The sequence below is a fragment of the Polycladospora coralii genome, assembly GCF_014773435.2.
In the GTDB taxonomy this organism is placed as follows: Bacteria; Bacillota; Bacilli; order Thermoactinomycetales; family Thermoactinomycetaceae; genus Polycladospora; species Polycladospora coralii.
In genome coordinates this window covers 605,293-631,633 of sequence record NZ_JACXAG020000002.1, presented here as the reverse complement: position 1 = coordinate 631,633, position 26,341 = coordinate 605,293, and the positions used below count along the sequence as shown (strand labels likewise).

Annotated in this window: 26 protein-coding genes; 6 read left to right on the top strand and 20 right to left on the bottom strand. The window is 40.9% G+C overall.

Annotated elements, in window-relative coordinates:
• Positions 1–43 precede the first annotated feature (43 nt).
• Positions 44–1,279: an NAD(P)/FAD-dependent oxidoreductase gene (locus IC619_RS07435; RefSeq protein WP_191140060.1), complete on the top strand. Its 1,236-nt coding sequence runs from the start codon at positions 44–46 to the stop codon at positions 1,277–1,279.
• 82 nt (positions 1,280–1,361) lie between these two features.
• Complete coding sequence (locus tag IC619_RS07430) at positions 1,362–1,856, top strand: DinB family protein (RefSeq protein WP_191140059.1); 495 nt, start codon at positions 1,362–1,364, stop codon at positions 1,854–1,856.
• A 25-nt stretch (positions 1,857–1,881) separates the two neighbouring features.
• Here the strand turns inward: IC619_RS07430 and IC619_RS07425 are convergent, their stop codons facing one another.
• The 12 genes from IC619_RS07425 to IC619_RS07370 form a co-directional block, all read right to left on the bottom strand.
• On the bottom strand, positions 1,882–5,175 hold the full coding sequence (locus tag IC619_RS07425; protein WP_191140058.1) for a DEAD/DEAH box helicase: 3,294 nt from the start codon (positions 5,173–5,175) through the stop codon (positions 1,882–1,884).
• 236 nt (positions 5,176–5,411) lie between these two features.
• The gene (gene pyrE, locus IC619_RS07420) at positions 5,412–5,999 is read right to left on the bottom strand and encodes an orotate phosphoribosyltransferase (RefSeq protein WP_213260841.1); all 588 of its coding nucleotides are present in this window, start codon (positions 5,997–5,999) and stop codon (positions 5,412–5,414) included.
• An 11-nt stretch (positions 6,000–6,010) separates the two neighbouring features.
• Positions 6,011–6,721 (bottom strand): orotidine-5'-phosphate decarboxylase, encoded by a 711-nt coding sequence (pyrF, locus tag IC619_RS07415; protein ID WP_191140057.1) that lies wholly within the window; start codon positions 6,719–6,721, stop codon positions 6,011–6,013.
• Positions 6,722–6,733: 12 nt separating this feature from the next.
• The gene (gene carB / locus IC619_RS07410) at positions 6,734–9,955 is read right to left on the bottom strand and encodes a carbamoyl-phosphate synthase large subunit (protein WP_191140056.1); all 3,222 of its coding nucleotides are present in this window, start codon (positions 9,953–9,955) and stop codon (positions 6,734–6,736) included.
• Positions 9,942–11,039: a glutamine-hydrolyzing carbamoyl-phosphate synthase small subunit gene (gene carA, locus IC619_RS07405; protein ID WP_191140055.1), complete on the bottom strand. Its 1,098-nt coding sequence runs from the start codon at positions 11,037–11,039 to the stop codon at positions 9,942–9,944. Before carA ends, carB begins: the two co-directional genes overlap by 14 nt.
• A 5-nt stretch (positions 11,040–11,044) precedes the next feature.
• The gene (locus tag IC619_RS07400) at positions 11,045–12,343 is read right to left on the bottom strand and encodes a dihydroorotase (RefSeq protein WP_191140054.1); all 1,299 of its coding nucleotides are present in this window, start codon (positions 12,341–12,343) and stop codon (positions 11,045–11,047) included.
• Complete coding sequence (locus IC619_RS07395) at positions 12,337–13,242, bottom strand: aspartate carbamoyltransferase catalytic subunit (RefSeq protein WP_191140053.1); 906 nt, start codon at positions 13,240–13,242, stop codon at positions 12,337–12,339. Before IC619_RS07395 ends, IC619_RS07400 begins: the two co-directional genes overlap by 7 nt.
• Positions 13,243–13,382: 140 nt before the next feature.
• Complete coding sequence (gene pyrR, locus IC619_RS07390) at positions 13,383–13,922, bottom strand: bifunctional pyr operon transcriptional regulator/uracil phosphoribosyltransferase PyrR (RefSeq protein WP_191140052.1); 540 nt, start codon at positions 13,920–13,922, stop codon at positions 13,383–13,385.
• Positions 13,923–14,313: 391 nt separating this feature from the next.
• Positions 14,314–14,562: a hypothetical protein gene (locus IC619_RS07385; protein WP_191140051.1), complete on the bottom strand. Its 249-nt coding sequence runs from the start codon at positions 14,560–14,562 to the stop codon at positions 14,314–14,316.
• Between the two features lie 80 nt (positions 14,563–14,642).
• On the bottom strand, positions 14,643–15,569 hold the full coding sequence (locus IC619_RS07380) for an RluA family pseudouridine synthase (protein WP_191140050.1): 927 nt from the start codon (positions 15,567–15,569) through the stop codon (positions 14,643–14,645).
• A complete protein-coding gene (lspA, locus tag IC619_RS07375; RefSeq protein WP_191140049.1) occupies positions 15,569–16,039 on the bottom strand; it encodes a signal peptidase II in 471 nt (156 codons plus the stop codon). Before lspA ends, IC619_RS07380 begins: the two co-directional genes overlap by 1 nt.
• Before the next feature lie 212 nt (positions 16,040–16,251).
• Positions 16,252–16,935, bottom strand: coding sequence for a TraR/DksA C4-type zinc finger protein (locus IC619_RS07370; protein ID WP_191140048.1), 684 nt, complete (start codon positions 16,933–16,935; stop codon positions 16,252–16,254).
• A gap of 256 nt (positions 16,936–17,191) precedes the next feature.
• Between IC619_RS07370 and rsgA the strand changes: the two genes are divergently transcribed.
• The gene (gene rsgA, locus IC619_RS07365) at positions 17,192–18,262 is read left to right on the top strand and encodes a ribosome small subunit-dependent GTPase A (RefSeq protein ID WP_249669739.1); all 1,071 of its coding nucleotides are present in this window, start codon (positions 17,192–17,194) and stop codon (positions 18,260–18,262) included.
• Positions 18,263–18,555: 293 nt separating this feature from the next.
• On the opposite strand, the gene IC619_RS07360 is transcribed toward rsgA, so the two are convergent.
• From IC619_RS07360 to IC619_RS07330, 7 genes are all read right to left on the bottom strand, one after another.
• Positions 18,556–19,398 carry a DivIVA domain-containing protein gene (locus IC619_RS07360; protein ID WP_191140047.1) on the bottom strand — a complete coding sequence of 281 codons (843 nt, stop codon included), beginning with the start codon at positions 19,396–19,398 and terminating at the stop codon, positions 18,556–18,558.
• Positions 19,399–19,491: 93 nt separating this feature from the next.
• Positions 19,492–20,220: a YlmH/Sll1252 family protein gene (locus IC619_RS07355; RefSeq protein ID WP_191140046.1), complete on the bottom strand. Its 729-nt coding sequence runs from the start codon at positions 20,218–20,220 to the stop codon at positions 19,492–19,494.
• Positions 20,221–20,273: 53 nt separating this feature from the next.
• Positions 20,274–20,549 (bottom strand): YggT family protein, encoded by a 276-nt coding sequence (locus tag IC619_RS07350; RefSeq protein ID WP_191140045.1) that lies wholly within the window; start codon positions 20,547–20,549, stop codon positions 20,274–20,276.
• A gap of 21 nt (positions 20,550–20,570) precedes the next feature.
• Positions 20,571–20,990: a cell division protein SepF gene (locus IC619_RS07345; RefSeq protein ID WP_191140044.1), complete on the bottom strand. Its 420-nt coding sequence runs from the start codon at positions 20,988–20,990 to the stop codon at positions 20,571–20,573.
• 20 nt (positions 20,991–21,010) lie between these two features.
• Positions 21,011–21,712 carry a YggS family pyridoxal phosphate-dependent enzyme gene (locus tag IC619_RS07340; RefSeq protein ID WP_191140043.1) on the bottom strand — a complete coding sequence of 234 codons (702 nt, stop codon included), beginning with the start codon at positions 21,710–21,712 and terminating at the stop codon, positions 21,011–21,013.
• 1 nt (position 21,713) lies between these two features.
• A complete protein-coding gene (gene pgeF, locus IC619_RS07335) occupies positions 21,714–22,538 on the bottom strand; it encodes a peptidoglycan editing factor PgeF (protein WP_191140042.1) in 825 nt (274 codons plus the stop codon).
• Positions 22,539–22,643: 105 nt separating this feature from the next.
• The gene (locus IC619_RS07330) at positions 22,644–22,928 is read right to left on the bottom strand and encodes a YlmC/YmxH family sporulation protein (RefSeq protein ID WP_191140041.1); all 285 of its coding nucleotides are present in this window, start codon (positions 22,926–22,928) and stop codon (positions 22,644–22,646) included.
• Positions 22,929–23,244: 316 nt separating this feature from the next.
• Between IC619_RS07330 and IC619_RS07325 the strand changes: the two genes are divergently transcribed.
• From IC619_RS07325 to IC619_RS07315, 3 genes are read left to right on the top strand one after another with little or no spacing between them, the layout of a single operon-like run.
• Positions 23,245–24,036: an ABC transporter substrate-binding protein gene (locus IC619_RS07325; protein WP_430624107.1), complete on the top strand. Its 792-nt coding sequence runs from the start codon at positions 23,245–23,247 to the stop codon at positions 24,034–24,036.
• A 59-nt stretch (positions 24,037–24,095) separates the two neighbouring features.
• On the top strand, positions 24,096–24,782 hold the full coding sequence (locus IC619_RS07320) for an amino acid ABC transporter permease (RefSeq protein ID WP_249669737.1): 687 nt from the start codon (positions 24,096–24,098) through the stop codon (positions 24,780–24,782).
• Positions 24,779–25,501: an amino acid ABC transporter ATP-binding protein gene (locus IC619_RS07315; protein WP_191140040.1), complete on the top strand. Its 723-nt coding sequence runs from the start codon at positions 24,779–24,781 to the stop codon at positions 25,499–25,501. The genes IC619_RS07320 and IC619_RS07315 overlap by 4 nt, the downstream gene beginning before the upstream one ends.
• Before the next feature lie 27 nt (positions 25,502–25,528).
• Here the strand turns inward: IC619_RS07315 and sigG are convergent, their stop codons facing one another.
• Positions 25,529–26,305: an RNA polymerase sporulation sigma factor SigG gene (sigG, locus tag IC619_RS07310; RefSeq protein WP_191140039.1), complete on the bottom strand. Its 777-nt coding sequence runs from the start codon at positions 26,303–26,305 to the stop codon at positions 25,529–25,531.
• Positions 26,306–26,341: the final 36 nt, after the last annotated feature.

Genomic DNA, 26,341 nt, shown 5'->3' with positions numbered 1-26,341 from the left:
AAATAATTGGTACAAAATAGTAGGACATAGGGAGGGTTTTATTATGCAACTCACAACGGGACAGAAAATCTGGACGAAGGTGAACCCAGTCATCACGACATATCCTTACCTCACCGAAGATATCTCCACTGAATTTGTGGTAGTTGGTGGAGGAATCACGGGTACCATCACAGCCTATGCCCTTGCCGCGGCTGGAGCAAAAGTTGTCCTTATTGAAAAAAATATGATTGGATATGGTAGCACATCTGCTTCTACTTCAATTTTACAATATGAGATTGACTCTAATTTGAAACGACTAGCCGCTCTTTATGGTTCAGAGCAAGCCATTCGTGCTTTTTCATTATGTGCTGATGCGGTTGAAGCCATAGAAAATTGGGTACAAAAACTTGACCATGATTGTGGTTTTGGCAAAGTTCCATGTTTATACTATTCAAGCCGTAAAAATGATAAAAAATGGCTTCACGAAGAGTTTCAATTACGTCAAAAAGCGGGTTTTAATGTTTCATTTTTGGACAAGCAATCGGCCCACGACAAATTCTCGTTTCCGATCCAGGCCGCAATTCTAAGTCACGCAGGATCCGGATATATTGACCCGTATCAGCTCTCGCATGCTATGCTACAACTGGGACAGAAGCAAGGGCTAACCATTTATGAACATACTGAAGCTACACAACTGGAAAGCGTAGGTGAAGGCATACAAATTACAACACCCAATCAATTTACAATTCTAGCAAAGCAAGCAATCATCACAACGGGATATGAAGCTAAGAAACTGATTAAACAAAAAATCGCCTCTATGACACGCAGCTTTGTTATCGTAACAAAACCACAACAGAATCCTCTGAAATGGTATAAACGATCTACCATCCGTGATACAAAACAAGCCTATACTTATATTCGGACAACGCCAGATCATCGTATCATTGTGGGCGGTAAAGACTTAGATCTTGGAGGTCAAACAAGTAAAGTAGCTACTCTTACACAGGATGATCCGCTGTCTGCTAAACAGTATGATGCATTAAAAAAAGAACTTTTTTACCATTTTCCAGACCTCTTGGATTCTGATGACCTCATTCAGTTTCAATTTAGCGGTCTTTTTGCTGATACCAAAGATTCACTCCCCTATATCGGTTCGTATGAAGCACTGCCCCATTGCTTATTTAATCTAGGCTTGGGTGGGAACGGGATATTATATGCCGTTATCGGAGCAAAGCTTTTAGCACAACAACTTCAAGGTAAAGCACCATCTGACCTTCAGCTTTTTCGGTTCGATCGTTAAGAAATCTTCCTACAAGTAGACGCCACTTATGGTATAATTTTCATGAACCGCTTTCATTTCTGATGTGTGAGGAGGATACCAGATGGAAGCCTTAACAAAAATCCGAGCCGATCTCGTTAATCTCGTTTCTTCACTAAATGAAGAAGAGATTAATTACAAACCCCATAAAGAGAACTGGAGCATCGCTCAAGTGTTATTTCATCTTGCGCTCGTCGAAAAAGCAGTCACCTTTCAATTGAGTAGCGTACCAGTTGAAAAAGATGAACCTATACCTGAGAAGCCGATATTATTGACACTAGACCGAACCGTTAAAGTGAAAGTGCCTACACCAGATTTCGAGCCCAAAAATAGTCACTTTCACTTACCAGAATTAATAGAAAAACTGAGTAAAACACGGGCTAAGCTGCTTGAAACTTATGAAAGATACGATAAAGAGAAATTACACACCCAAGGTTTCACTCATCCAGCATATGGCCTACTACATATCGAACAATGGCTTCAATTTATCCGCTTACATGAACAACGTCATCTCGAACAGATCAAGGATATCAAGTTAAGTCTACTAATCAATCAGTAAAGAGAGGGCCGAAACGGCCCTCTCTTTACTTAATGTCTAAAATTTCTTTGATGTTTTCTTCACTTAGTGTATTTAACATCTCCTCTCCTGGTTGAATCACTTGTTCAAACAAGGCTTGTTTTTGTTGTTGGAGTTCATATATTTTTTCTTCGATGGTTCCTCGTGTAATTAATTTTAGCACTTGCACATTTTTGTTTTGTCCCATGCGATGTGCACGATCAGCTGCTTGTTGCTCAACAGCAGGATTCCACCATAAATCGTATAAGATCACGGTATCGGCCCCTGTAAGATTTAATCCAGTCCCGCCCGCGCGTAAGGAAATCAAAAAGATCTCTTTTTCTCCTTGATTAAATCGTCTTACCAACTCAAGTCTTTCTTTAGATGGTGTTTGGCCATCTATGTAGTGATAATCTAGCTGACGTTCTTTAAATTCTGTTCGAATCAAACCTAGCATACTGGTGTATTGTGAGAAAAGAAGAACACGATGCCCATTTTCAAAGAGTTCCTCCAGCAACTCAAATAGTTGATGCATTTTTCCCGACTCAGCTTGGTAATTTTCTAAATATAGCGAGGGATGACAACAAATTTGCCGTAATCTGGTTAAGCCCGCTAAAATTTTCATCCTACTTTTATGAAACCCTTCTGATTGAATCGATGCTTTTGTATCTTGCCGGATTTTTTCCAGTGTTGCTAGATACACTTTTTTCTGTTCCGTTGTTAACTCCGAATAGCGAATGGATTCAATTTTGGGAGGAAGCTCAGTTAGGACATCCCGTTTCATTCTCCGCAACACAAAAGGACGGACACGTTTTGCAATCCTCTCTTTGGATAAACGGCGAAAAACAGTTTGATTGGGGAACAATCCTGGTAAAATCACGTCAAAAATAGACCATAGTTCATCTACCTTATTTTCAATTGGTGTCCCGCTTAATGCAAAACGCGTACCTGCTTTAACTCTTTTCACTGCTTGTGCTGTTTGCGATTGTTGATTTTTAAAATTTTGTGCCTCATCTAATATGAGCGATCGAAAAAAGATCGATTCCAACTGATCAATATCCCGTCGCAACAGGGGATATGAGGTTATAATTAGATCGTATTCTGACAGCTCTTGTATTCGTCTTTCCCGCTCATCTTTATTTCCAGCAAGTACAAGTGTCTTTAGGTGTGGGGCAAAACGATTAGACTCATGCTCCCAGTTGTACACTAAAGAAGCTGGCGCCACAACAAGAACGGGATATTCAGCATTACTTTCAAGTTCTGAGGTTATAAAAGCCAAAGCTTGGATGGTTTTTCCTAGCCCCATTTCGTCAGCCAAAATCCCTCCAAAGCGATAGCCATTTAACATTTTCATCCACTGATAACCGATGAGTTGGTAATCTCGTAAAATAGAAGCCATCTGCGTAGGCGGTTGATACTCTGCACTCTCAGGATCTTTCATATTTCGAATGAGCCGACGAAAAAGCTGACCTTTTTTTACTTGGGCACCCACTTCAGTCGACAAAGTCTCTTCCAGTTGCATCGCCCGATAGGCAGGTAGTTTCAATTTATGGCCTTCTAACAAAGCCTGACGATGATTTTCGTCAGAAAATAAGTCTTGTATGCTGGCTGTCAACTCTGTCTGCAGCGGAACATACCCGCCATCTTTCAAGCGATAATAAGTTTTTTTCTCCACAAATGCTTTTAGCATTTCATTTAATTCTTCTTCATTTACCTCTGGGACTTCAAATTGAATTTCGAGCCAGTCCATGGTTTCATTCATGTTTACTCTAGGTGTAGGGATGTGCTTATTTTCAATCATCACCCGCTGAAAAGATTCCGTCATATAGAGATCAGCAAGTGTTCGTAGCTGCGGCAAATGATCATATAAAAAATGAAACTGTGCATCTTCATCTTCTAAGTACAAGGTTTCACCATTATATTTGAAATCTACACTTTCAAAAATCCCCATTACTTGTTGCTCTTTTTCGGTATCTCGAATTAAGATCTTTTCATCCGTACGCTCAGTCTCAGACGAATGGAATGGATCAAGCCTCTCATTCCCATACAAGTAAGTAATTTGTGCCGTCAAACACTCCTTATTTCCTTGGGAGCTACGATCCAAATAAATTTCAACACCTAATGGTTGTTGCACAATTTTATCTGATATCTCTTGATCGATGATCAGATTAGCCTCTTTTTTGATCGGAGGTACTAATATCGAAATCGCTTCTTCCACTTGACTTGCTGGGATCACCAGTTGTCTTTTGGGAACTTCTTGGATTTGTCGATGTAAGGGTAGCAATAGCTTTTGTTGCTTATCCGTTAGTCTAAAAATACGGCCTTGATAGAAGCAGTGTCCTTTTTCCGATAGTAACGCTGGTTCTTCTCGTTGCACACGTTCATTTATATTTTGTTCCGTAGCGTTGGTAATCTTAGATTGTAAAATAAGCTCTCCTTCACCCTCATGTAGTGAGAATGAGATTGGAAACTGGCCTTCCACAATCGGAAGCTCAGCATAATGACTTCCAAGGTGCTCTAAATTAAAGCGTTCCGGTGGTAATAAGTGTAAAAATCTTTCCAATTGATGTGAAGGGATTGTAAGGGTTCGCTCTTTAGAAGTCCCCTCATAGGACCATGGATTGAGTATTTGTCGATAACGCATTTCATGATCGTGTAGCTCAACCAAAAATTCAAGCATGGCTTGATCATGTTTATCAGGAATTTCTTTTTTGGGGTCATAGGTGAATTTTTTCGTGAAATATAGCTCTTCTCTTTGTTTATATGCGTTTAAAAATTCTCCAATACGTTTTACCACATATAAACGCTCATGACCTACTTTTAGTTCAACTGTAAAAGCCAGCTCACTTTCCTCTTCATGTGAAGGCACCAATTCTAAAAAATACTGGACGATAAGGGGGGTCTGAACAGCTGCTGATTCGGTCTTCTGTAAATCGGTTTGAAATAAATTTATTAAATCGGTTACCACATAGCGACTCCGCTGACGTGTTTCTTCAATCGAAAGCGATTCCTCCACCGCTTTCTGTTTATTTCCATATAGGATCGCTAATAAAGTAGCTACAATATGTTTACAGTAACCTTCATACGAATTAAAAGCAGGACATGAGCACTCACAAACATCGACTCCATTTGATTCCATATATATCATCACTTCATAAGCTTGTTGTCCTTCCACTAAGCTACGATAGTAGGCATAGGTCGAGTTGTATTCTATGCGATCAACTCGACCATCCCGATAATAGTATTCTCCACGCTCATATGTTCTTAGACTAGCACTCTGACTTTGAATATCACTGATCTCCAATTGCAAATCAAGATACATACAACCACCCATTTCTTAAAATTCCGATCCGCAAGAAAAACTTATTATATTGATTAAACACAAGTTAAGACTGAATTGCAACCTCCATACTAAAACGACCATCCCGATAATGGATCATAAGCAACGATCTAGCGCGTCAATAGGCATGATTTTGTTCATACAGCGTGTCGTGAATTGAGTCCAGCACACAAAAAAGCCAGAGTATCCTGCTCACTCTGGCTAAATGTTTCATCCATTTACTTGGATTCTTGATTCATACGACTTCCCGGTTTTATGGCAGGAATGCCCATTTTGCATAAGGGACAATCAGTGGCTTCATAACTTTCGATCTCAATAGCCGTTAAACTTTTAAAGGGATAGGCGAATGGATTTTGATTTCCATTTCGATTTACTAAAGCACCAATCCCTACAATTTGACTCGATTCCGCTTCAAGTAAAGCAAGTACTTCTTTTACGGATCCTCCAGTTGTGACAACATCTTCCACCACTAAGATGCGCTCATTTGGTTTAATTGTAAATCCCCTTCTCATTTGCATGCTACCTTCTTTTCGTTCTGTAAAAATACAACGCACGTTTAGTGCTCGCGCTACCTCGTGTGCAACGATGACACCACCTAGGGCAGGTCCAACCACCAAATCGATTCGCTCATCACGAAACAAGTCAGCGATTGCTTTTCCCGCTGCTTCTGCCTCTTTTGGATACTGAAATAACTGGGCGCACTGCATATAATGTTTACTATGTTTGCCTGATGACAGGACAAAATGTCCTTCTGTTAATACTTTGGTTCGTGTAATCGCATCTTGAACATGCCATAATTGTGACACTTGATCTCCTCCTATGACTGTATTTCTGCACAAATTTGTTGGTAAGCTTCTATGGGTTGTTTCGTGTGCGTGATCGCCCTACCTACGACAATATAATCCGCACCATTTTGTATCGCTGTTGCTGGTGTTACGACACGTTGTTGATCAGATGCATCCACGCCGTGTGGTCTTATTCCAGGTGTAACTGCGAGAAAATCCGGATGAGTCGCATGCTTAATCTCAATCACCTCTTGTCCCGAGCAGATTACGCCATCAGTACCAGATTGATGTGCTAGCTGTGCCAGACGTACTACATTTTCGGTAAGGCTTTCTGTGACTCCCAGTTCAGTGTGCAACATTTGATCTGACATGCTAGTTAAGTGTGTCACGGCGAGTAACTTCATTTGATTACCCTTTGTTTGGTGTTTTTCAACCGTGGAACGAGCAGCTTCAATCATCGCTGCTCCTCCACTCGCATGTAAGGTTAAGAAGTCAACACCTAATTGCAAAAGCGACTTCACCCCATTGGCAACCGTATTAGGGATATCATGTAGTTTTAAATCTAAGAAAATCGTGTAGCCTTCCTTTTTCTTTTGCTTTACCCAGTCAGGACCTAGTTGATAAAAGAGTTGATAACCTATTTTTATAGCTGGCTTCTGTTGATGTTGCCAATGAGCCAGTAACTGTTCTACTTCATGAATAGAGGGGTAGTCTAATGCAATAAATACACGTGGATCCACCATCACGATTGCCTCCTATGCCTGAATAAAATTCGGTCGCTGTGATGTATATGCGGGTTCAAGTGGTTCTGCACTTAAATAGATGGTTTCCAATGTGGTAAGCAAAGCTTCTACCGTATCGAGTGATGTTAAACAAGCGATGCCGTTTTCCACTGCTTCGCGGCGTATTCGGAATCCATCACGTGCCGGCGTTTTACCGCGTGTCCATGTGTTGACGACCAAATCTACTTCACCTGCACGAATGCGATCTAATATGTGAGGAGAGCCATCCGATAATTTATTGACACGATTTACGGGTAACCCCGCCTCTTCTATAAACTCAGCTGTTCCACTTGTGGAGACAATCTGATAGCCCAGTTTATGAAACCGATATAGGAGTGGAAGTGCTTCTTCTTTTTCTTTATCTCCGATTGTCGCAATAACCGTACCAAAGCGTGGCAACGAGATTCCGGCTGCCAACAATCCTTTATATACCGCTCGCGCATAATCCCGATCTCGTCCCATCACTTCTCCCGTCGACTTCATTTCTGGACCCAATGTAATATCAACGCGACGAAGCTTAGCAAAAGAGAAGACCGGTACTTTCACTGCTATCTCACTACTTTCTGGCCATAGGCCACCTTCAAAACCAAGTTCCTTTAAGGACGCCCCCAGCATAATATTGGTCGCTACTTGCGCCATCGGAATGCCTGTCACCTTACTCAAAAATGGAACGGTGCGTGAGGCACGTGGATTTACTTCGAGTACATATAATTGATTTCGATGAAGTACAAACTGAATATTGATTAATCCCTTCGTATTTAAGTTACATGCAATTTGCGTCGTCATTTCAATCAGGCGATCGACATGCGCTTTCGTAAGGGATTGTGGTGGGTATACAGCGATCGAATCACCTGAATGAACACCTGCCCGTTCAATATGTTCCATAATGCCAGGAATAAGCACCACTTCTCCATCACATATGGCATCCACTTCAATTTCTTTTCCCATCAGATAGCGGTCAATCAAAACTGGATGTTCAGGATTCACCTGTACTGCCGCTTCCATATAAGAGCGGAGATCTTGTTCACTATCCACAATTTCCATCGCCCGTCCGCCAATCACATAAGAGGGACGCACTAATGATGGAAAACCTAACTCTGAAGCAACTGCTACCGCTTCATCTATGGAAGTAACCGCTGCACCTGGTGGTTGTGCCACACCAATTTCTTGTAAGAGTTGCTCAAATTTTTTCCGATCCTCTGCCCGATCAATTTCATTTAAGGAGGTCCCTAAGATCTTAATTCCTTCATTTCTTAGTGCATGGGCCAGATTAAGTGCAGTTTGTCCACCAAATTGCACAATCACGCCGACAGGCTTTTCCTTCTCGATGATATTTAACACATCTTCCTTAAATAAAGGTTCAAAGTAAAGGCGATCCGAGGTATTAAAGTCCGTCGATACTGTTTCGGGGTTATTATTGATAATAATCGCTTCATAGCCTGCTTCTCGTATGGCCCAGATGGCATGTACCGTTGCGTAATCAAATTCAACACCTTGACCAATCCGGATTGGACCTGAGCCTAATACGACAACAGATGGTTTCTTAGAAACAGTTGCCTCATCCTCTTGTTCATAGGTCGAGTAATAATAGGGTGTTTCAGCTGTAAATTCCGCTGCACACGTATCTACAATTTTATATACTGGTTTTAAATCGTACGCTTGGCGCAACGTACGTATCTCTTTTTCTGATTTACCGTGTAATTCTCCAATTTTGCGATCTGTGAAGCCCATTCGTTTGACACGCCGTAGCAAGTCGATATCCAAATTTTCCGCTTGTTGAATCTCTTGTTCGATTTGAACCATAAGTTGTAGCTTATCTAAGAAAAAGCGATCGATTTTGCTTAATTCATGTGCTTCTGTGACTGAATACCCGCGTCTGAACCATTCACCGAGTAAGAACAGCCGTTCATCGTCTGGTGTCGATATTCGCCGGATGAGATCTTCATAAGAGTACCTGGTCGCTTCCGCCATCTCAATATGGTCAGCACCGATTTCCAGCGAACGGACTGCTTTAAGTAGGGACTCCTCCAGCGTACGTCCAATCGCCATCACTTCACCCGTTGCCTTCATCTGGGTTCCCAACTCGCGATTGGCGGCCACGAATTTATCAAAAGGCCAGCGCGGAATTTTACTTACCACGTAATCTAATGCAGGTTCAAAGCAAGCATATGTTTGACCTGTTACAGGATTTTTCAGCTCGTCCAAAGTGTAGCCAATCGCAATTTTAGCAGCAATACGCGCAATAGGATACCCCGTCGCTTTTGAAGCTAAAGCACTAGATCGACTCACCCGCGGGTTCACTTCAATGACATAGTAGGAAAAGCTGTCTGGATCAAGGGCAAATTGGACATTACATCCGCCTTTGATATTTAAAGCCCGAATCATTTTCAATGAAGCTGTGCGTAACATTTGATATTCACGGTCAGATAAGGTTTGGCTAGGTGCAAATACGATGCTATCGCCAGTATGCACGCCTACAGGATCAAAGTTTTCCATGTTGCAGACGATAATACAATTGTCATCTGCATCACGCATAACTTCATATTCGACTTCTTTGTAACCGGCAATACTTTGTTCAATCAAGCATTGATTAATCGGACTGTAGCGTAATCCATTTTCGACAATTTCCGCTAATGCCTCTTTGTGATCCGCAATTCCTCCCCCAGATCCCCCCAGGGTGTATGCTGGCCGTACAATTACTGGGTAACCAATCTCTTCTGCAAATTGGAGTGCCTCTGTTACTGTATTCACGATCGCACTACTGGGAACGGGTTCTCCAATCTCTCTCATTAAGTTTCTAAACTGATCCCGATCCTCGGCACAAGTAATCGCCCGTAGATCAGTCCCAAGCAACCGTACCCCTTCTCGATCCAGTACGCCTTGTTCCGCTAGCTCAACCGCTAGATTTAATCCCGTTTGTCCTCCCAGGGTGGGGAGCAATCCATCTGGTCTTTCTTTACGAATGATTTGGGTAATAAATTCCGCTGTGAGTGGTTCAATATATACTTTATCTGCCATGTTGGTATCCGTCATAATCGTGGCTGGATTACTATTGACCAGAATCACTTCGATGCCTTCCTCTTTTAAAGCCTCACATGCTTGTGTTCCTGCATAATCAAATTCAGCTGCTTGTCCGATAACAATCGGACCTGATCCAATCACTAACACTTTTTGTAAGCTGTTATCCTTTGGCATATACAGCCACTCCCTTCTGATTAAATGCTTCCATCAAGTCGATAAACTGATCAAACAAGTAGCTGGAGTCAAGTGGCCCTGGGGAAGACTCAGGGTGATATTGAACCGAAAAAGCGGGTAACGTCTGATGTACAAGTCCTTCAACCGTCTCATCATTTAAGGCCCGATGACTTACTTCGAGCTGTGTTCCTATCAAGGAGGTTTCATCTACGGTATAGCCATGGTTTTGTGATGTAATCACGGTACGTCCTGTTCGTAATTCCTTCACAGGATGATTGCCACCACGATGTCCAAACTTCATTTTGCGTGTATCCGCTCCACAGGCAAGCGCTAATAGTTGATGTCCCAAACATATTCCAAAGATCGGAACTTTTCCGAGTAAAGCTTGAATGGTAGCAATGGAGACAGGTACACTTTTGGGATTACCAGGTCCATTAGATAATAAAATGCCATCTGGCTTAAACTTGAGGATATCGGTAGCAGAGGTATCGTAGGGCACTGTAATCACTTCACAATGGCGTTCTACTAGTTCGCGTTGGATATTGTATTTGCTACCATAATCAACTAACACCACACGTTTACCAAAACTAGGTGCAATATGAATGCTTTTGGTGCTTACCATTTCCACTTGATTGGTAAGTAATGGTTGAGCTAATCGTTCTGTTAATTCAGCTATAGTGGGTGAGCCAGTGGCAATGATTCCTTTCATCGTACCGTTCTGACGGATACGACGTGTTAACATCCGGGTATCAATACCTGAAATACCAAGTATTTGATGCTCTTTTAAGAAATGGCTAATCGTATTTTCATTCCGCCAATTACTCGGATTAGTGGCATGTTCACGCACAATCAATCCTTTTGCGTAGGGCATCAATGCTTCATGATCATCGCGTGAAATGCCATAATTACCGATCAGGGGATAAGTCATGGTAATGAATTGGTTCGCGTATGAAGGATCTGTTAATACTTCTTGATACCCTGTCATACTTGTGTTGAAGACGACCTCACCCATAGCCTCTCCTTCGCTACCAAATGACTCCCCTGTAAATAATGTCCCATCTTCAAGTAACAAGTGTGCCTTCATATGATTCACCCTTTGATTGTTTTTTTCGATTCTGACCAAGTTATTTTTCCATTCAACATCGTGAGCACTGGCCACCCTTTCACTTTCCAGTCCTTAAAGGGTGTATTTCGTCCTTTCGAATGAAATCTTTCGGGATCAATCACTTGTTCGTGATGCAAATCAATCATTGTAAGATCTGCCGTTTTACCTTCTGCTAACTCACCAAATGGTAGGCCAAAAGTAGTCGCAGGGATGTAGGTCATCTTATCAATCAATTGTGGAAGTGTTAAAATCCCCGTACATACCAAGTGCGTATAAAGTAATGGAAATGCGGTTTCTAACCCTACTATTCCAAATGGAGCTTGCTTCATGCCCACTGCTTTCTCTGCTGTTGTATGTGGAGCGTGGTCAGTCGCAATAAAGTCAATCGTTCCATCTTGTAACCCTTCGATCAGTGCCTCGCGATCAGCCTTTCCACGTAGGGGTGGATTCATTTTCCACATCGCATCAGGTGCAGGGATATCTTCATCACACAGCAGTAAGTGGTGCGGCGTCACTTCTGCGGTTACTTTTTGTCCTCGCGACTTCGCCTCTCTTACCAGTCGCACCGATTCCTTTGCACTAATATGACAAACGTGATAGTGAGCGCCTGTGCTTTCCGCTAGCAAGATATCTCGCCCGACATGAATGGCTTCGGCTTCATTGGGTATACCCGGTAAATCATGTTGCTTCGCAAAGACGCCTTCATGCACACATCCACCTTTTGCCAAACTATTATCTTCACAGTGGGCTACAATCGGTAAATTTAGGGATTTTGCCTTTTTCATTGCTTCTTTCATCTTCGCGCTTGTTTGTACACCTACTCCATCATCAGTAAACCCGATGACACCTGCTTCCGCCAGCTCATGCATATCGGTAAGGTTTTCACCCAATTCTCGGACAGTAATCGCACCATACATGAGCACCCGCGTAGCTGCTTCTTCCGCACGTTTTTTAATGCTTTGTACTGTTTCAACGGTGTCGATGACAGGTCTGGTATTTGGCATACAGGCTACTGTGGTATAGCCTCCCCTTGCAGCGGCCATTGATCCTGTCATGATGGTTTCTTTCTGCTCAAATCCAGGCTCCCGAAAATGAACATGAAGATCGATCAATCCGGGCACAATAATGCGATTTTCAGCATCGATGATCTGATCTACAATGTCTGTCGCTTGTATATCTTTTGCGATCCGGACAATCTGATGATCTTCTATCAATAGATCTTGCTTCACAAATTCACCTGTTTCCCGATCATACACTTGCCCACCCTTAATCATGATTAGCATGTTTTTATTCCTCCTAGTACATAATCAAGTACTGCCATGCGCACATAGACACCATTGCGCATCTGTGCAAAAATACGACTCCGCTCATGTTCCACACAGGCATCCTCAATTTCTACTCCTCGATTCATCGGAGCTGGATGTAGGATGATAGCATTCGCTTTCATGTTTTCCATCCTGGCTTGTGTAAGCCCGTAATGCTCACAATACTTAGAGGCATCCGAGAATATCTCCCCCTGATGTCTCTCTAATTGCACACGTAGCATCATCACCACATCCGCTTTCTGTATCGCTTCAGAAAATGATACATAAGGCGCTCTTCTTTCCAACTCGGGGTCACGCATATTTTCAGGACCACTTAGAATGACTTGGATACCCAACCGTTGCATGAGATCCAAGTTAGAACGTACCACACGACTATGAGTAATATCTCCTATCATCGCCACAACTAATCCATCTAGCTCACCAAAATGATTTTGAATGGTATATAGATCGAGCAAAGCTTGTGTAGGATGGGCTTGTTTCCCCGCTCCAGCATTGATAAGCGCACAGTTCACATTTTGTTTCATCAGCGCTTCATATACGCTTAAATGCGTATGGCGCATCACCACGATTTCAACACCCAAGGCCGATAATGTCTGAATCGTATCATAGAGGGATTCACCTTTTACCGCACTTGATGTATCTGTATCTAGGTGAATCACTTCCATCCCTAATCGTTTTTGTGCTACTTCAAAGGAGCAACGAGTCCTTGTGCTGGGCTCAAAGAATAGATTAGCCGTAAACCGATTTCGATAGGGTTGATCTGCTTGAACCATTTGCGCTTCATGTTGCTTAGCACTTGTGAGCAAAGCATGAATGGTCGTGATATCGAGTGTATCAGTATGGATAAAATGTCGCATGGTTACTCCTCCTTATACCAAAAAAATCTCTTTGCGCATTTGGCAAAGAGATTTTGATGTAAGTAGACATATGGCCTCCACAGCCACACGACTCCTTATCATCCCTTTGCCAGCCTCACGGGGCTTGTCTTAAAAGGGAACTATTTCGTTATAATTTGAACACAATCTGCTGTCTGGTCTACTTCACTGAGCGCTACAGCAACCACTTCTGTTTTAGAAGTCGGTACATTTTTACCAACAAAATCAGGTCGTATCGGCAATTCACGATGACCACGATCGACTAATACGGCTAACTGAATCATCTGCGGTCTTCCTAAATCGATTAAAGCATCCATCGCGGCCCTTACCGTTCTGCCTGTATATAACACATCATCAATCAAGATGATTTTTTTTCCATCAATCGGGGGTAAGCTAGAGCTTTTCACTTCTGGTTGATTTTGTTTTTCTGTCAAATCGTCCCGATATAGTGTAATATCGATTTCACCAAATGGAATTTCTAACCCTTCGATTTGCTTAATCTTGTCCCGTAAGCGTTCCGCTAAATAAACACCTCTGGTACGTATGCCTACTAATATACAGTTTTCTACCCCTTTATTTCGCTCTAAGATTTCGTGAGCAATTCTTGTTAGGGCACGACGAATTGCAGCTTCATCCAATAGTACTTTGCTTTGTGATGGCATCTCAAACACCTCTTTTTATACATAAAAAAATCCTTATCCAAAGTGGACAAGGAGAACAATTGTAGCAAGAAGATATCCCTTCTCTACAATTTACATATACCGTTCCCTTGCCAGCCTCTCTGGACTGTTTTTAAAGGTTCATCATTTACTAATGTCTATTATGCCTAACCATGACTTAAATGTCAAAGTTTTATTTTTGTGTAACGTGTCGCTTACATATTTTACTGCTTCCCAACACAAATGGAGGATAAATAGAGCAAGTGTTACCACACAAACACCTAGAAAATCAGTTTTCACTAACCCTAAATACATACCTAGCAAACTCCAGCAATATACGTAAAAACTTCGTGAAAGCGTTCGTGTCATCGCTTTTTTCATCCAGATTCCAACTCTATAGGAAGTCGAAAAAAACGAATATCATAAGGCTTATTCCGATTGAAAAAAAGAAAAACTTGACCAAAAAAGCTGGAAGTAATGATGAATATTCTTGAAAGAAAAAGGACAAGAAATAGTCTGTTTTTTTTAATGCTTTTTTCTCTTCTTCGCATAACGCTTCATCCTTATCTTCATCCCGATAAAAAACAGCACCTAAGATAAACATCACCGCAACGATAAGCGTAAAAACTTCGAATGCTTCCATTTTTTCTACCTCTTGCTTGTATTTAGTATCATGAACTAAAGCATCTCCTAACTAGAACGCAACTAGCAAGGAGATGTTGATTACATATGCTTATGCCGGAGTTTGGTTAGTAAGGCTTCCATATCTGATGGCAATTCGGCTTCAATCCGAATTTTTTCACCTGTGCGGGGATGTTCAAATCCCAGTATACGCGCATGGAGCGCTTGTCCCTCTATTGGGAGTTTATTTTTCTTAGCTCCATACACAGGATCACCTACAAGTGGAAAGCCAATATATTTCATGTGGACACGAATTTGATGCGTGCGTCCTGTTTCCAAGCGACACTCTACTACTGTAAAATTGCCTAAGCGTTCTAAAACCGTGAAGTGAGTCACCGCATGCTTACTATTTTCTTCGATGACGGTCATCCGTTGACGGTGAGATGGGTCACGGCCGATTGGTGCATCAATTGTACCATGTTCGTGCGTAATCGCTCCCATTACAACAGCAGTATAAGCGCGCTCCACCGTATGTTGTCGTAATTGCTCAACCAATGATTGATGCGCAAAGTCATTTTTGGCAACCATAATTAAGCCCGATGTATCTTTATCAATTCTATGTACAATACCGGGTCGCGCTACGCCACCGATGCCAGATAAATCTTCTTTACAATAGGCTAGAAGCGCATTGACAAGTGTACCATTTTCATTACCCGATCCAGGATGCACCACCATACCTCTGGGCTTATTAATGACGATTACGTCATCATCTTCATAACGAATATCAAGCGGGATCGCTTCTGCTTGCACCTCTAAGTCTACTATCGGTGGAACTTCAACTGAGATATGATCTCCTGCTTTTAAGCGATAGTTTGCCTTTTTCCTATCTCCATTTACCGTCACAAAGTCTGTTTTTATCCAATCTTGTATTTGAGCGCGAGACCATGACGGATCAAATTGTGCAATTTCTTTATCAAGTCGCTCTCCACTCTCTGCAATTTCCCATTCATACGTTTCATGCTTCTCCATTATACGTCCTCCATCTGTTCTTGTACCGGAAAAAATAAGGTGATCACAATCAAAATGGAGACGCCAACTACAATTGCTGAGTCCGCAATATTGAAGATTGGAAAGTGATACGTTCCAAATTGAAAATGTAAAAAGTCTACAACTTCCCCAGTTCGAATGCGATCTATCAAATTGCCAATAGCTCCTCCAAGTACTAAAGAAAAGGCGAAGGATAGCCATTTCTGATCGTTCTTTAGTTTCCACAAATACACCACGATAACCGCTAACACGATACAAGTAATCAATATAAAAAACCATTGTTGATTTTGTAGAATCCCAAATGCCGCTCCGCGATTCCGGTGAGAGGTAATATAGAAAAATCCATCTATCACAGGAATGGATTGACTAAGCTCCATATCTTTCACAATCCACCATTTGCTCCACTGATCTAAAATTAAAACAACTACAGCAATCATAACATTTCTAACCATGTCTTCCTCCTCTTCCTCTTTAAACGCACGCTTTTTCTCTCTGATTGTAGCACAGCCGCTTTTATTCTAACAAGCTAGACACGTGGTTACAGATTTTGCGAGCGGAAAAGCCTCACTTCTTTAGGGAGGGGGACATGAGACACCCCTTAGCTTGGGAGTGACACCAAGCCGAAATGGATTGCAACTCCACACTAAGGGGGCCGTAGTGAGTGTCAAAGCAATGTGTCTTCTCCATCTTGTATCCGTTCTTCACGGTCTTTTAGTCGATATGCTTCATTATGGGTAATCTGTGTGATCCCGCTACTTGATCCGCTTGCATCCGTTATGGAAAACCCTTCGACAATATCGACATAACCTCTATGCTCATGCTCAATGTACACTTCCACGTAATGATCTAAAGGTGTTGATGTACCATATTGTGAAACCTCCTGCCACGCATCTTCTCCATCATAACCATTGTAACTGCTCTGGTCTCGATTACGCATATTGCCATCCATGACCTCTTCTTCTATCGGTCTGCTCTTTTGAGATGCATGCATCGTAGGCTGGTGATCCATACAATAAACTGCAGTTGGAAAGGCTTCTAGTCGCTCTGTTGCAATCGATTTTTCACAAATTTTACAGCTCCCGTACTCTCCTGCTTCAATTCGTTCTAGGGCACGGTTAATATCGTTTAGATGTTGTTTATCGACACCTTGCAATGCGATATCTTTTTCTCGTTCAAACATTTCGGTTCCAATGTCAGCCGGGTGATTGTCATACCCAGATAATTCGCCAATTGCGCTATTCATACCTTGATCTAACCCATAATGTTCGTTTTGATTTATTCTCGCTTCTATTTCCTTTTTTTGAAACCATAGCTCCTGATATATACGTTCTAAAGTTTCTGCATTCACATAAGCACCTCCTGAAATGACTACACACATTATTTTCTCCTGCGATACTTATTTCATGTGATGAAAAACTTCACTTGCTTTTATCAACCTGACCTATCATAATGAGAATAATAAGTTTTTCCTTATTTTTGAAAGGAGTGTTGTTTTATGACAAAAAATGTATTTATTGTAGCAGAGGGCTTAGCCACTTAAATGGCCACTAGGGTAAATACTAGACCCCTGTGGCACGATTGACCTATCACAGGAGGAATACTAGTTGAATTTAATTCATTATGGTTTTGATGAAACAAAAACAAGCGAATTGCAAGCATTACAAACTCAAGGATACGAAATGGGTCGCGTACTCATTGAACATAAACATACCTATCGAGTAGCCACAGAATCAGGTGAAATCCTTGCACATTTATCTGGTAAATTTCGCTATGAAATCGAAGCGCGCGAGCAATATCCCGCTGTGGGGGATTGGGTAGCGTTAAGCATACAAGAAACAGAGGCAAAAGGTGTCATCCAATTTGTATTACCACGCACCAGTCAGTTTACACGCAAAACGCCAGGTTCCAGACATGAGATGCAGGTGGTAGCAGCAAATGTGGACACCATTTTTCTTGTCCTCGCTCTTAACCAAGACTTTAATCTAAAGCGTTTAGAGCGGTATCTAGTTATCACTTGGGAAAGCGGAGCCACTCCAGTTGTCATCCTAAATAAAAGCGACTTGTGCTCAGATATCGAGCAAAAAAAGAGCGAAGTGGAGTCAGTTGCATTAGGTGTACCGATTCATTTCGTAAGTGCAGCAGATCATACAGGACTTTCGGAACTAAGCGCTTATCTAAAACCAGGTGCCACCGTCGCGTTACTTGGATCATCTGGTGTAGGGAAATCTACACTCACAAACGCATTACTAGAGCGCGATCATCAACAAACTCAGGCCATTCGTGAGCAGGATGGGAAAGGAAAGCATACGACAACACATCGTGAGCTTATTCCGCTTCCACAAGGATCCTGTTTGATTGATACGCCTGGTATGCGCGAACTCCAGTTATGGGATGGAAGTAGCGGTATACAAGAAACGTTTGAAGATATTGAGCGTCTCGCTTCAAATTGTCAGTTTACAGATTGTAGACACGTGCAGGAGCCAGGTTGTGCAATTCAAACAGCGATTGCAGAAAATACTTTACAACCGGAACGCTTAGCAAGCTATCTAAAGCTACAGCGAGAGCTCGCCTATCTAGCCAGAAGAGAAAATAAACAACTCCAGTCACGCGAACGAGAGACTTGGAAAAAACGAACCAAAACTTATCGCAATCAGATGAAGCATCGAAAGAGATAACTTTTATATGCGCCAGGTGAAGCTATCAGCATAGCCTCATCTGGCTTTTTAAGTAGGAAGAGGTGTACCCATGTAAAAAATAAAAACCTTCATCATCCAGTAAGGACGAGAAGGCTTCCCGCGGTATTCTCAAGCATTTCTCAAACACTTAAGCTCAAAAACGTATTATGCTTTCAGTCATTAAGTGAACGGCGCGGTCTACCTTACTCTCGTTCATGACCGTATGTGATAATGACTCGGATTAGGCTTACACCATCCCTAATTCGCTGCTACACGAGTTATGGTTTCCCACGTTAAAACATCGCTTTTTTCTTTAATTTACGTGTAGTCCGTCTTAGTTCACGTCTAGGCTCTTCCTCTTCTTCGATATACGAAGCAGCAACTTCATCAACGGGTTCTATTTCTTCCATTGGGTTAAAATCTTGGTACTCACGAGTTGGTTCTTCTGGTAACATATCCATTGTTGGTGTTTCTTCTGCAAATTGCTCTAATTGCTTGCCTTGTTCTTCTAGGTTTGTTTCCAATTCTTCTAAAGATTCCCAATCAGAGTTCTCAAGAATATCTAAATGTGACTGTACCAAAGTACGGAAGCGTGCTCTGTACACCGTTGACTTTTGCTTCAAGTCAAGTAACTCACTATGAATGGCACGTGCTTTTTGTAATGCTTCATTAATAATGCGATCTGCATTTTTTTCTGCTTCTTGTACAATCAGTTGTGCTTCTTTCTTCGCATTTAAGCGCACTTCTTCAGCCACTTCTTGTGCTACTCGAATGGACTTATGAATACTTTGCTCCATTGATGAAAGAGAGGCTTGTGAAGGCCCTGTAGGTTGTAATGCATTCACATCCGTTGTTTGCACACCAAATCTCGATTGAGGCTGAGGTACTGGGTCAGGTACAGGTTGCTGCTCGGTTTGCATTTCTTGACTTTCCAGTACTCGTTCTAATTCGTATTGTAACTCTTCAACTTGTTGTTCTAACTCTAAATTCCGTTGCTCAAGTTCCATTTTTTCCTTTGCGTGTTCGCTAAATTCGGCTATGATTTGATCAAGGAACTCGTTAACTTCATCCACATCATATCCACGTATAGAACGTTTAAATTCTTTATCATGTATATCATAAGGACTTAGCGGCATAATCCGCACCTCCTGTAAAAATTGCATTCTCTTCTATTCGACAATAGTATCAAATATCCTTCTCTAATTCTATAACAAAAATCGTGCTTTTTTCTATCCAAAAACTGCCAAGGCTACAATAAACTTTTCTTTTTTTGTTACGCCTTGTATGTTTTCTACACGTAGTCTACCAAATCCTTTTAGAGAAACTAAATCACCAGGTTGAAGTGTATAATGTGGATTTTCTATAAGTTTCCAATTCACTTTACACTTCTCGGATCGAATCAAATCCCCAGCTTTTGTTCGTGACATACGATATCCAGCTGCTATAACGGCATCTATACGCATAGAAGAAACTGTAACGACAAATTCTTTCATATCTACCGTAGGGATGTTAAGTTCTTGTTTTTGAACCTCAACTATGTTAACACGTACCCGACCAACTTGTCCAATATGAATTTGGATATATTCAAGTAGTGTTTGATCTAATACAATGTCACAGCCTACATCATGAGGAATAATATCCCCCATTTTATCCCGATTTAATCCCAGCCCCAGAAGTGTACCCAAAACATTTCTATGTTCTAACCTTTTTCCATTGACTGGAAGCAGACGCATATAGGCGATATCGAAAGCGATCTCATCATAGATTAAATAAGATGGTCCAATATGCAATCGAGAACGTTCTGCATTATGATAACCACCATTTTTAAAAACAACCACATCCGGATCACGACTACAGACGGATTGCACAATACTTTGTTGTCTCGGATCTAGAAAAGGGGTAACGATACTTTGATGTCGCTCAGAAGCACGTTTTACCCAATCTAAGCTGCGTTTCACAAACTCCCGTTCATCCTTACGAAAATGCATATATATTTCCGTTTGATTTATACTCATGCAACCATCGCTACAATCCACGCAATCACAGTAAATAAACCGGATTGTATAAAGCGCAACGCAATAATCGCTACGATTGGAGACAAGTCAATCATCCCAAGCGGTGGAATAAAGCGACGAAACACGGCTAAATAGGGTTCGACAAGACGTCCAATCACTTGACCAATAGGAGAACTTTGTACATTCGGTAACCATGACATGAGTATATAGACAATGATCATGACATAGTAAATCATAAAAGCCCAATCTAACACGGAAAATAAAATATTCATGTAGTCTTCTTCACCTCAAATTCAATTACGTTCATCTTTTAATAAATCTGTGATTGTTCCCTGAACATCTACATTAGCAGGGGTAAAGATAAAAATGCTGGTTCCCAACTTCTGTATATTACCACCTAAAGCGTAAACCGTTCCACTCAAAAAATCAATGATCCGCGACGCTGTTTCTCGCCTTACCATCTGTAGATTAACAACTACGGGTCGGTGACTTTTTAATTGATCTGCTATTTCAGTAGCTTCTTCATAAGTTCTCGGTTCATATAAAACTAGTTTAACATTTTTTTGTGTGTGTAATGAGACAATATTACTTCTTCCCTTTGTTAAGGAAGATGATTCAGATGCAGCTTCCTCTTCATGCTCCTCATAAAATTCCTCATCTTCATCTTCATCAGGAATTGCAAAAAAACTTAAGATGCGGTCTTTGATTGTCATCATAGAACCTCCTTGAAAGGCTAACTTCCTCGCCTTCCTGGTCCGACCAACTCAGTTCCTAGCCGAATCCATGTAGCACCCTCTTCAATGGCCACTCCATAATCTTGTGACATTCCCATCGAGAGATGCGACACATTTAAGCGAGGTTGATTCAGATTTTGCAAATGTTCCTTTAAGCGCCTCAGTTCTCGAAATAGGGGCCGAACTTCCTCTGCATCTGGTACAATAGGAGCCATTGTCATCAAACCTATTATCTCTATATGAGATAAATTCGCCACTTCTCTAGCAAACTCTTCTAATTCTTGCGGAGTAATACCATATTTCGATTCTTCCCCGGAGACATTCACTTGAATAAAGCATTTTAATGGTTCGACAGCCGCTTCCTGTGTTCTACGATTGATTTCTTGCGCTAAAGTAAAGCGATCAAGTGCGTGTAAATAATGAAATCTAGCAATCACTTCTTTTACCTTATTACGTTGCAAATGTCCAATGAAATGCCAAGTTGCATCCCTCTGTATCTGCTCCCATTTCTTAACCGCATCTTGTATACGTGACTCACCAATGTGATTGATGCCTAAATCTAATACTTCCCTTGTTGCAACCTCATCAATATATTTCGTCACAGCGAGCACATTTACCTCGCTCACATCGCGATTTGCTCGCTTACAAGCCGCTTTTATTTTTTCTTGAATACTTCCCCAACGATGTTTTTTGCTATCCATGTCAATCACCTTTCTTTCCAATCCAAGCGACCATTCTCCCCGTATTTCCACCGTCTCTACGGTGTGAATAAAAGTAATTCACGTCACAGCTTGTACACCAGTTACTCTGTAAGACGTTTTGCTCTTTTACACCTATGTTTTTTAGCAATGACGCATTTGCTTCCTTTAAGTCTAAATGCCATTTTGCTGGGGTATGACTCATGGCTACTCGATCAAGTTGCATTTGATTATTTAACACTCTTTTTAATGGATGGATCACATGATGATCAACTTCATAACAACAAGGGCCAATTGAAGGACCGACAGCGACAAAAATATGTTCAATCCTGGCCCCTCGTTCTTGTAACTTCTGAATCATTTTAGGACCGATTTGTTGTACGGTTCCCTTCCAACCCGCATGTGCCACACCATAGTGCCCAATATCAGAAGCATAAAAATACAGGGGGACACAATCCGCATAATAGGAAGCGAGTAGCATATTTGAACGGTAGGAGAATAACCCATCCGTATTTTGAAAAGCTGTTTTACGATCTTTTTTTCCCCGACCCCGATCATGATCTTGAGCAAATGCGATTCGGGTATGGTGAACCTGTTCGGCACAAGTCCAATCGGATAGTGAAAAGTCGACAAACTCGGCTAGCTTTCTTCTATTTTCAATCACCTTCGCCCCATTATTACCCACATGGAGTGCATAGTTACGACAATCGGCGTCTTCTCCCTTTTTTCTTGCACTAAAACCTACACGAAGGCTGGGAAACCGTTCTTCCCATTCTTTTATAATAAAAATAGGAATATCTGCAGTTTCTTGAAAGACAAATGGATCCACGTATAGCCCACCTCCCTCACTCATATTACCATAACTTTCATGATGTGAAAAAAGTTACATATTAAACGATATGGATTGGCATGATTTTTCCAATTTGTAGTCACACTACTGGGATATATCAGATTCATCTGTTGATGGTTGTCCGTGTTTGGAAGAAAGCGTATCAATCCGTACTAAAATAACATCCGAGCCAATTCTTTCAATATTACGCCATGGGATGACCCATTCATGCCCACTCGAAATAAAACCAAATAATCTCGTCTCACTTGGGATAATGATTTCTCGAATAAATCCTTTATCCAAGTCGATGCCTAAGTCATGTATTTTTCCTAACTTTCTACCATCCGAAACAGATACCACTTCTTTTAACTGCAATTCAGAAATTTTCATTCTTATCTTCTCCTCTGAATAGAATTGTCATTACGTTTCAAACACCTAGACTTTCACTTGTTTATATTCCTGATAACCCATTTGCATGATTTTTCTATTTAATCTTCTTATATTTTGCTCTCACCGCACCATTTACTTTCTCCACTATTTATATGAGTGAATAGATATAGATTATCCCCTTTTTCTTGTCATAAAGTAATTATTAGTACCATTAAAATATTCAACCAACATAAATTAATTGTTTCATGAACATTTATTTAGGGTATATCATTATTCAGTCAATTTTATTTACACTTACACACAGGAGGTTTTAACCATTCGTTACTTACGTTTTGCATTGATCAGTCTACTTTTAAGTTCATTGTTATGGATTGTAGCATGCTCGAATCAAAGTCAGTCAGATAACCAACTCACATTGGAAGAAGGCGTGTTTAGCTACGCTATGAGCGGCCTATATAAGCCATTTAATTATACGGATTCAAAAAGCGGAAACTTAGCTGGTTTTGACGTTGAAATTGGAGAAGCTTTAGCCAAAGAAATGGGCATGAAACCCAACCCTGTCACTAATCCATGGGAATCGATCATTGCAGGTTTACAAGCAAATAAATATGACGCCATCATCGGTAGTATGGCCATCACCCCTGAACGGGATAAAGCAGTCGATTTTACTAATCCTTATTACCGCTCAGGTGCACAAGTTTTTGTACAAGATAAGAACACTTCCATCAAATCTCCTGAAGATTTAAAAGGAAAAAAGATTGGTGTCGTAAAAGCATCTACTTTTTCAACCATCGCCAAAGAATATACCAGTGAAGTAACGGAATATACCAGCGATGTGACGGCACTACAAGATCTACCTACCGGTCGAATCGATGCAGTTATTACAGATCAAGCGGTTGGTTTTCACGCGATTCAAGAAGAAAATTTCCCACTTAAGGAAGTGGGTAAACCGCTCAATCTTGATGAAATGGCGATTGCCATTCCAGAAGGAAATGAAAAGTTAAAAGAAAAAATTAATGTGGCATTACAGGCGATTATAGAAGATGGCACATATGATCAAATCAGCCAAAAGTATTTCAATCGAAATATTTTAGGGGAAGAACAATAAATCTACTTGTTACACTCATCTGTTCCTTGGAGAAGATGAGTGTAACCTTATAAGGAGTGATGAAAAGAAAAATGGATGTTTTACTTGAAATTTTCCAAACAACCTTTGTCGGTTTTTCCAAAGCTGCTTGGCAAACCATTCAACTTACTTTTTGGTCATTACTACTCGGAATCGGCATTGGTATTATATTTGCATTCTTTAAAATCTCCAAATATAAAGTACTGCATATCATTGCGGATATCTATATTACGTTTATTCGAGGAACACCTCTCATTGTACAGATCTTCATTATTTATTTTGGCTTAGCTCAAATGAACATTGTGACACTCGAGGATTTTACAGCCGGTGTCCTCGCGTTAGCCATACATGCTGGTGCTTATATTGCTGAAATATTCCGTGGATCCATTCAATCAATTGATAAAGGACAGATGGAAGCTGCGCAGTCATTAGGTATGACCTATCCACTTGCTATGCGACGAATCATTTTACCGCAAGCTTTTCGCCGCTCAATCCCCGCTTTAGGCAATCAATTTATTATCGGTTTAAAAGATTCTTCCCTAGTGGCATTCATTGGCGGAAAAGAATTATGGGCTACCGCGATGACGACTGCGGCTGATAACTTCCGTCAATTTGAAACGTTTTTTATCAATGGATTATACTACTTGGTGCTCGTCATTATTTTCACCTATCTGCTTAAAATTTTGGAAAAGAAACTAGATGTTGAACAACGAGGTGAAGCCACTTGATTCGCGTAAAAAACTTGCATAAATCTTTTGGAAGTAATGAAGTGTTAAAAGGTATTGATCTAGAAGTTCATGAAAGTGATGTTGTCGTCTTAATCGGCGCAAGCGGTTCTGGAAAAAGTACTTTCCTTCGTTGTTTAAACTTCCTCGAAATTGAAGATGAAGGCGAGATCTATATTGAAGATCAACTTATCCAACCTAAAAGTACACCTTTAAATAAAGTTCGAGAAAAAGTGGGCATGGTCTTCCAACACTTTCATTTATTTCCTCATAAAACTGTACTTGAAAATATCATTGAAGCACCTGTAAAAGTAAAAAAAATCCCAAAAAAGCAAGCAGAAACAGAAGCACTAGCATTACTAAAAAAAGTGGGATTAGCTGAAAAAGCAAACGTATATCCCTATTCTTTATCAGGTGGTCAAAAGCAACGAGCCGCCATTGCCAGATCTTTAGCCATGCATCCTAAAGTGATGTTATTTGATGAGCCCACTTCGGCACTTGATCCAGAATTAGTAGGTGAAGTATTAACTGTGATGAAAACTTTAGCACAAGAAGGAATGACCATGATCGTCGTTACACACGAAATGAGCTTCGCTCGCGAAGTTGCAGATTGGGTCGCCTTTATGGATCAAGGTAAGATTATTGAAATTGGACCTCCACAACAAATATTTGAAGATCCCCAAGAAGCGCGCACAAAAGAATTTTTAAGCCGTGTACGTTAAAACCCCCTACTGGGGGTTTTTGTATGCTTAATGTACAAATTTATGCATTTGATTAATCGCTGCTTTTTCAAGCCGTGATACTTGAGCCTGCGATATACCAATCTCATCGGCTACTTCCATTTGTGTCTTTCCTTCAAAAAAACGCATTGATAATATCATCTTCTCTCGTCCGTTCAGATGCCCCATCGCTTCTTTTAAAGCAATTTCTTCTACCCACTGTATATCTTTCGTATTATCATCACTTAGTTGATCCATGACAAAAATTGGATCACCCCCATCTTGATAAACAGGCTCAAATAAAGAGACTGGGTCTTGAATGGCATCTAGTGCAAATACCACATCTTCTTTCGGTACATTTAGCACCTTAGAGATTTCATTTACAGTAGGTTCTCGTGAATGCTTATTTGTCAGCGTATCTCGAACTTGTAAAGCCTTATATGCGATATCACGTAGTGACCGTGAAACACGTATCGGGTTGTTATCTCGTAAGTAGCGACGTATTTCACCGATTATCATTGGCACTGCATAAGTGGAGAACTTCACATTTTGACTTAAATCAAAGTTATCGATTGCTTTCATTAAGCCAATACAACCTACTTGAAATAAATCATCAACACATTCCCCTCGATTATTAAATCGTTGTATGACACTTAATACCAATCGTAAATTCCCATTCACCAATTTCTCACGTGCTGAGCGATCTCCTGCCTGATACTCCTGAAAAAGTAAGCGCATTTCTTGGTTTTTAAGTACAGGGAGTTTAGATGTGTCCACACCGCAAATTTCCACTTTATTTCGTGCCATATTTTCCCTCCTCAGGCTGGAATATTGTTAAGTATC

Excerpts from the sequence above, each read along its gene's own strand:
- sigG (WP_191140039.1), bottom strand. The coding sequence starts at position 26,305 with ATGGCACGAAATAAAGTGGAAATTTGCGGTGTGGACACATCTAAACTC.
- IC619_RS07400 (WP_191140054.1), bottom strand. The coding sequence starts at position 12,343 with ATGCTAATCATGATTAAGGGTGGGCAAGTGTATGATCGGGAAACAGGT.
- IC619_RS07320 (WP_249669737.1), top strand. The coding sequence starts at position 24,096 with ATGAAAAGAAAAATGGATGTTTTACTTGAAATTTTCCAAACAACCTTT.
- IC619_RS07380 (WP_191140050.1), bottom strand. The coding sequence starts at position 15,569 with ATGGAGAAGCATGAAACGTATGAATGGGAAATTGCAGAGAGTGGAGAG.
- IC619_RS07425 (WP_191140058.1), bottom strand. The coding sequence starts at position 5,175 with ATGTATCTTGATTTGCAATTGGAGATCAGTGATATTCAAAGTCAGAGT.
- pyrF (WP_191140057.1), bottom strand. The coding sequence starts at position 6,721 with ATGGTGGATCCACGTGTATTTATTGCATTAGACTACCCCTCTATTCAT.
- IC619_RS07350 (WP_191140045.1), bottom strand. The coding sequence starts at position 20,549 with ATGAATATTTTATTTTCCGTGTTAGATTGGGCTTTTATGATTTACTAT.
- lspA (WP_191140049.1), bottom strand. The coding sequence starts at position 16,039 with ATGGTTAGAAATGTTATGATTGCTGTAGTTGTTTTAATTTTAGATCAG.
- pyrR (WP_191140052.1), bottom strand. The coding sequence starts at position 13,922 with ATGCCATCACAAAGCAAAGTACTATTGGATGAAGCTGCAATTCGTCGT.
- carB (WP_191140056.1), bottom strand. The coding sequence starts at position 9,955 with ATGCCAAAGGATAACAGCTTACAAAAAGTGTTAGTGATTGGATCAGGT.
- IC619_RS07385 (WP_191140051.1), bottom strand. The coding sequence starts at position 14,562 with ATGGAAGCATTCGAAGTTTTTACGCTTATCGTTGCGGTGATGTTTATC.
- IC619_RS07430 (WP_191140059.1), top strand. The coding sequence starts at position 1,362 with ATGGAAGCCTTAACAAAAATCCGAGCCGATCTCGTTAATCTCGTTTCT.
- IC619_RS07360 (WP_191140047.1), bottom strand. The coding sequence starts at position 19,398 with ATGCCGCTAAGTCCTTATGATATACATGATAAAGAATTTAAACGTTCT.
- IC619_RS07330 (WP_191140041.1), bottom strand. The coding sequence starts at position 22,928 with ATGAAAATTTCTGAATTGCAGTTAAAAGAAGTGGTATCTGTTTCGGAT.
- IC619_RS07345 (WP_191140044.1), bottom strand. The coding sequence starts at position 20,990 with ATGACAATCAAAGACCGCATCTTAAGTTTTTTTGCAATTCCTGATGAA.
- IC619_RS07340 (WP_191140043.1), bottom strand. The coding sequence starts at position 21,712 with ATGGATAGCAAAAAACATCGTTGGGGAAGTATTCAAGAAAAAATAAAA.
- carA (WP_191140055.1), bottom strand. The coding sequence starts at position 11,039 with ATGAAGGCACACTTGTTACTTGAAGATGGGACATTATTTACAGGGGAG.
- IC619_RS07435 (WP_191140060.1), top strand. The coding sequence starts at position 44 with ATGCAACTCACAACGGGACAGAAAATCTGGACGAAGGTGAACCCAGTC.
- IC619_RS07395 (WP_191140053.1), bottom strand. The coding sequence starts at position 13,242 with ATGCGACATTTTATCCATACTGATACACTCGATATCACGACCATTCAT.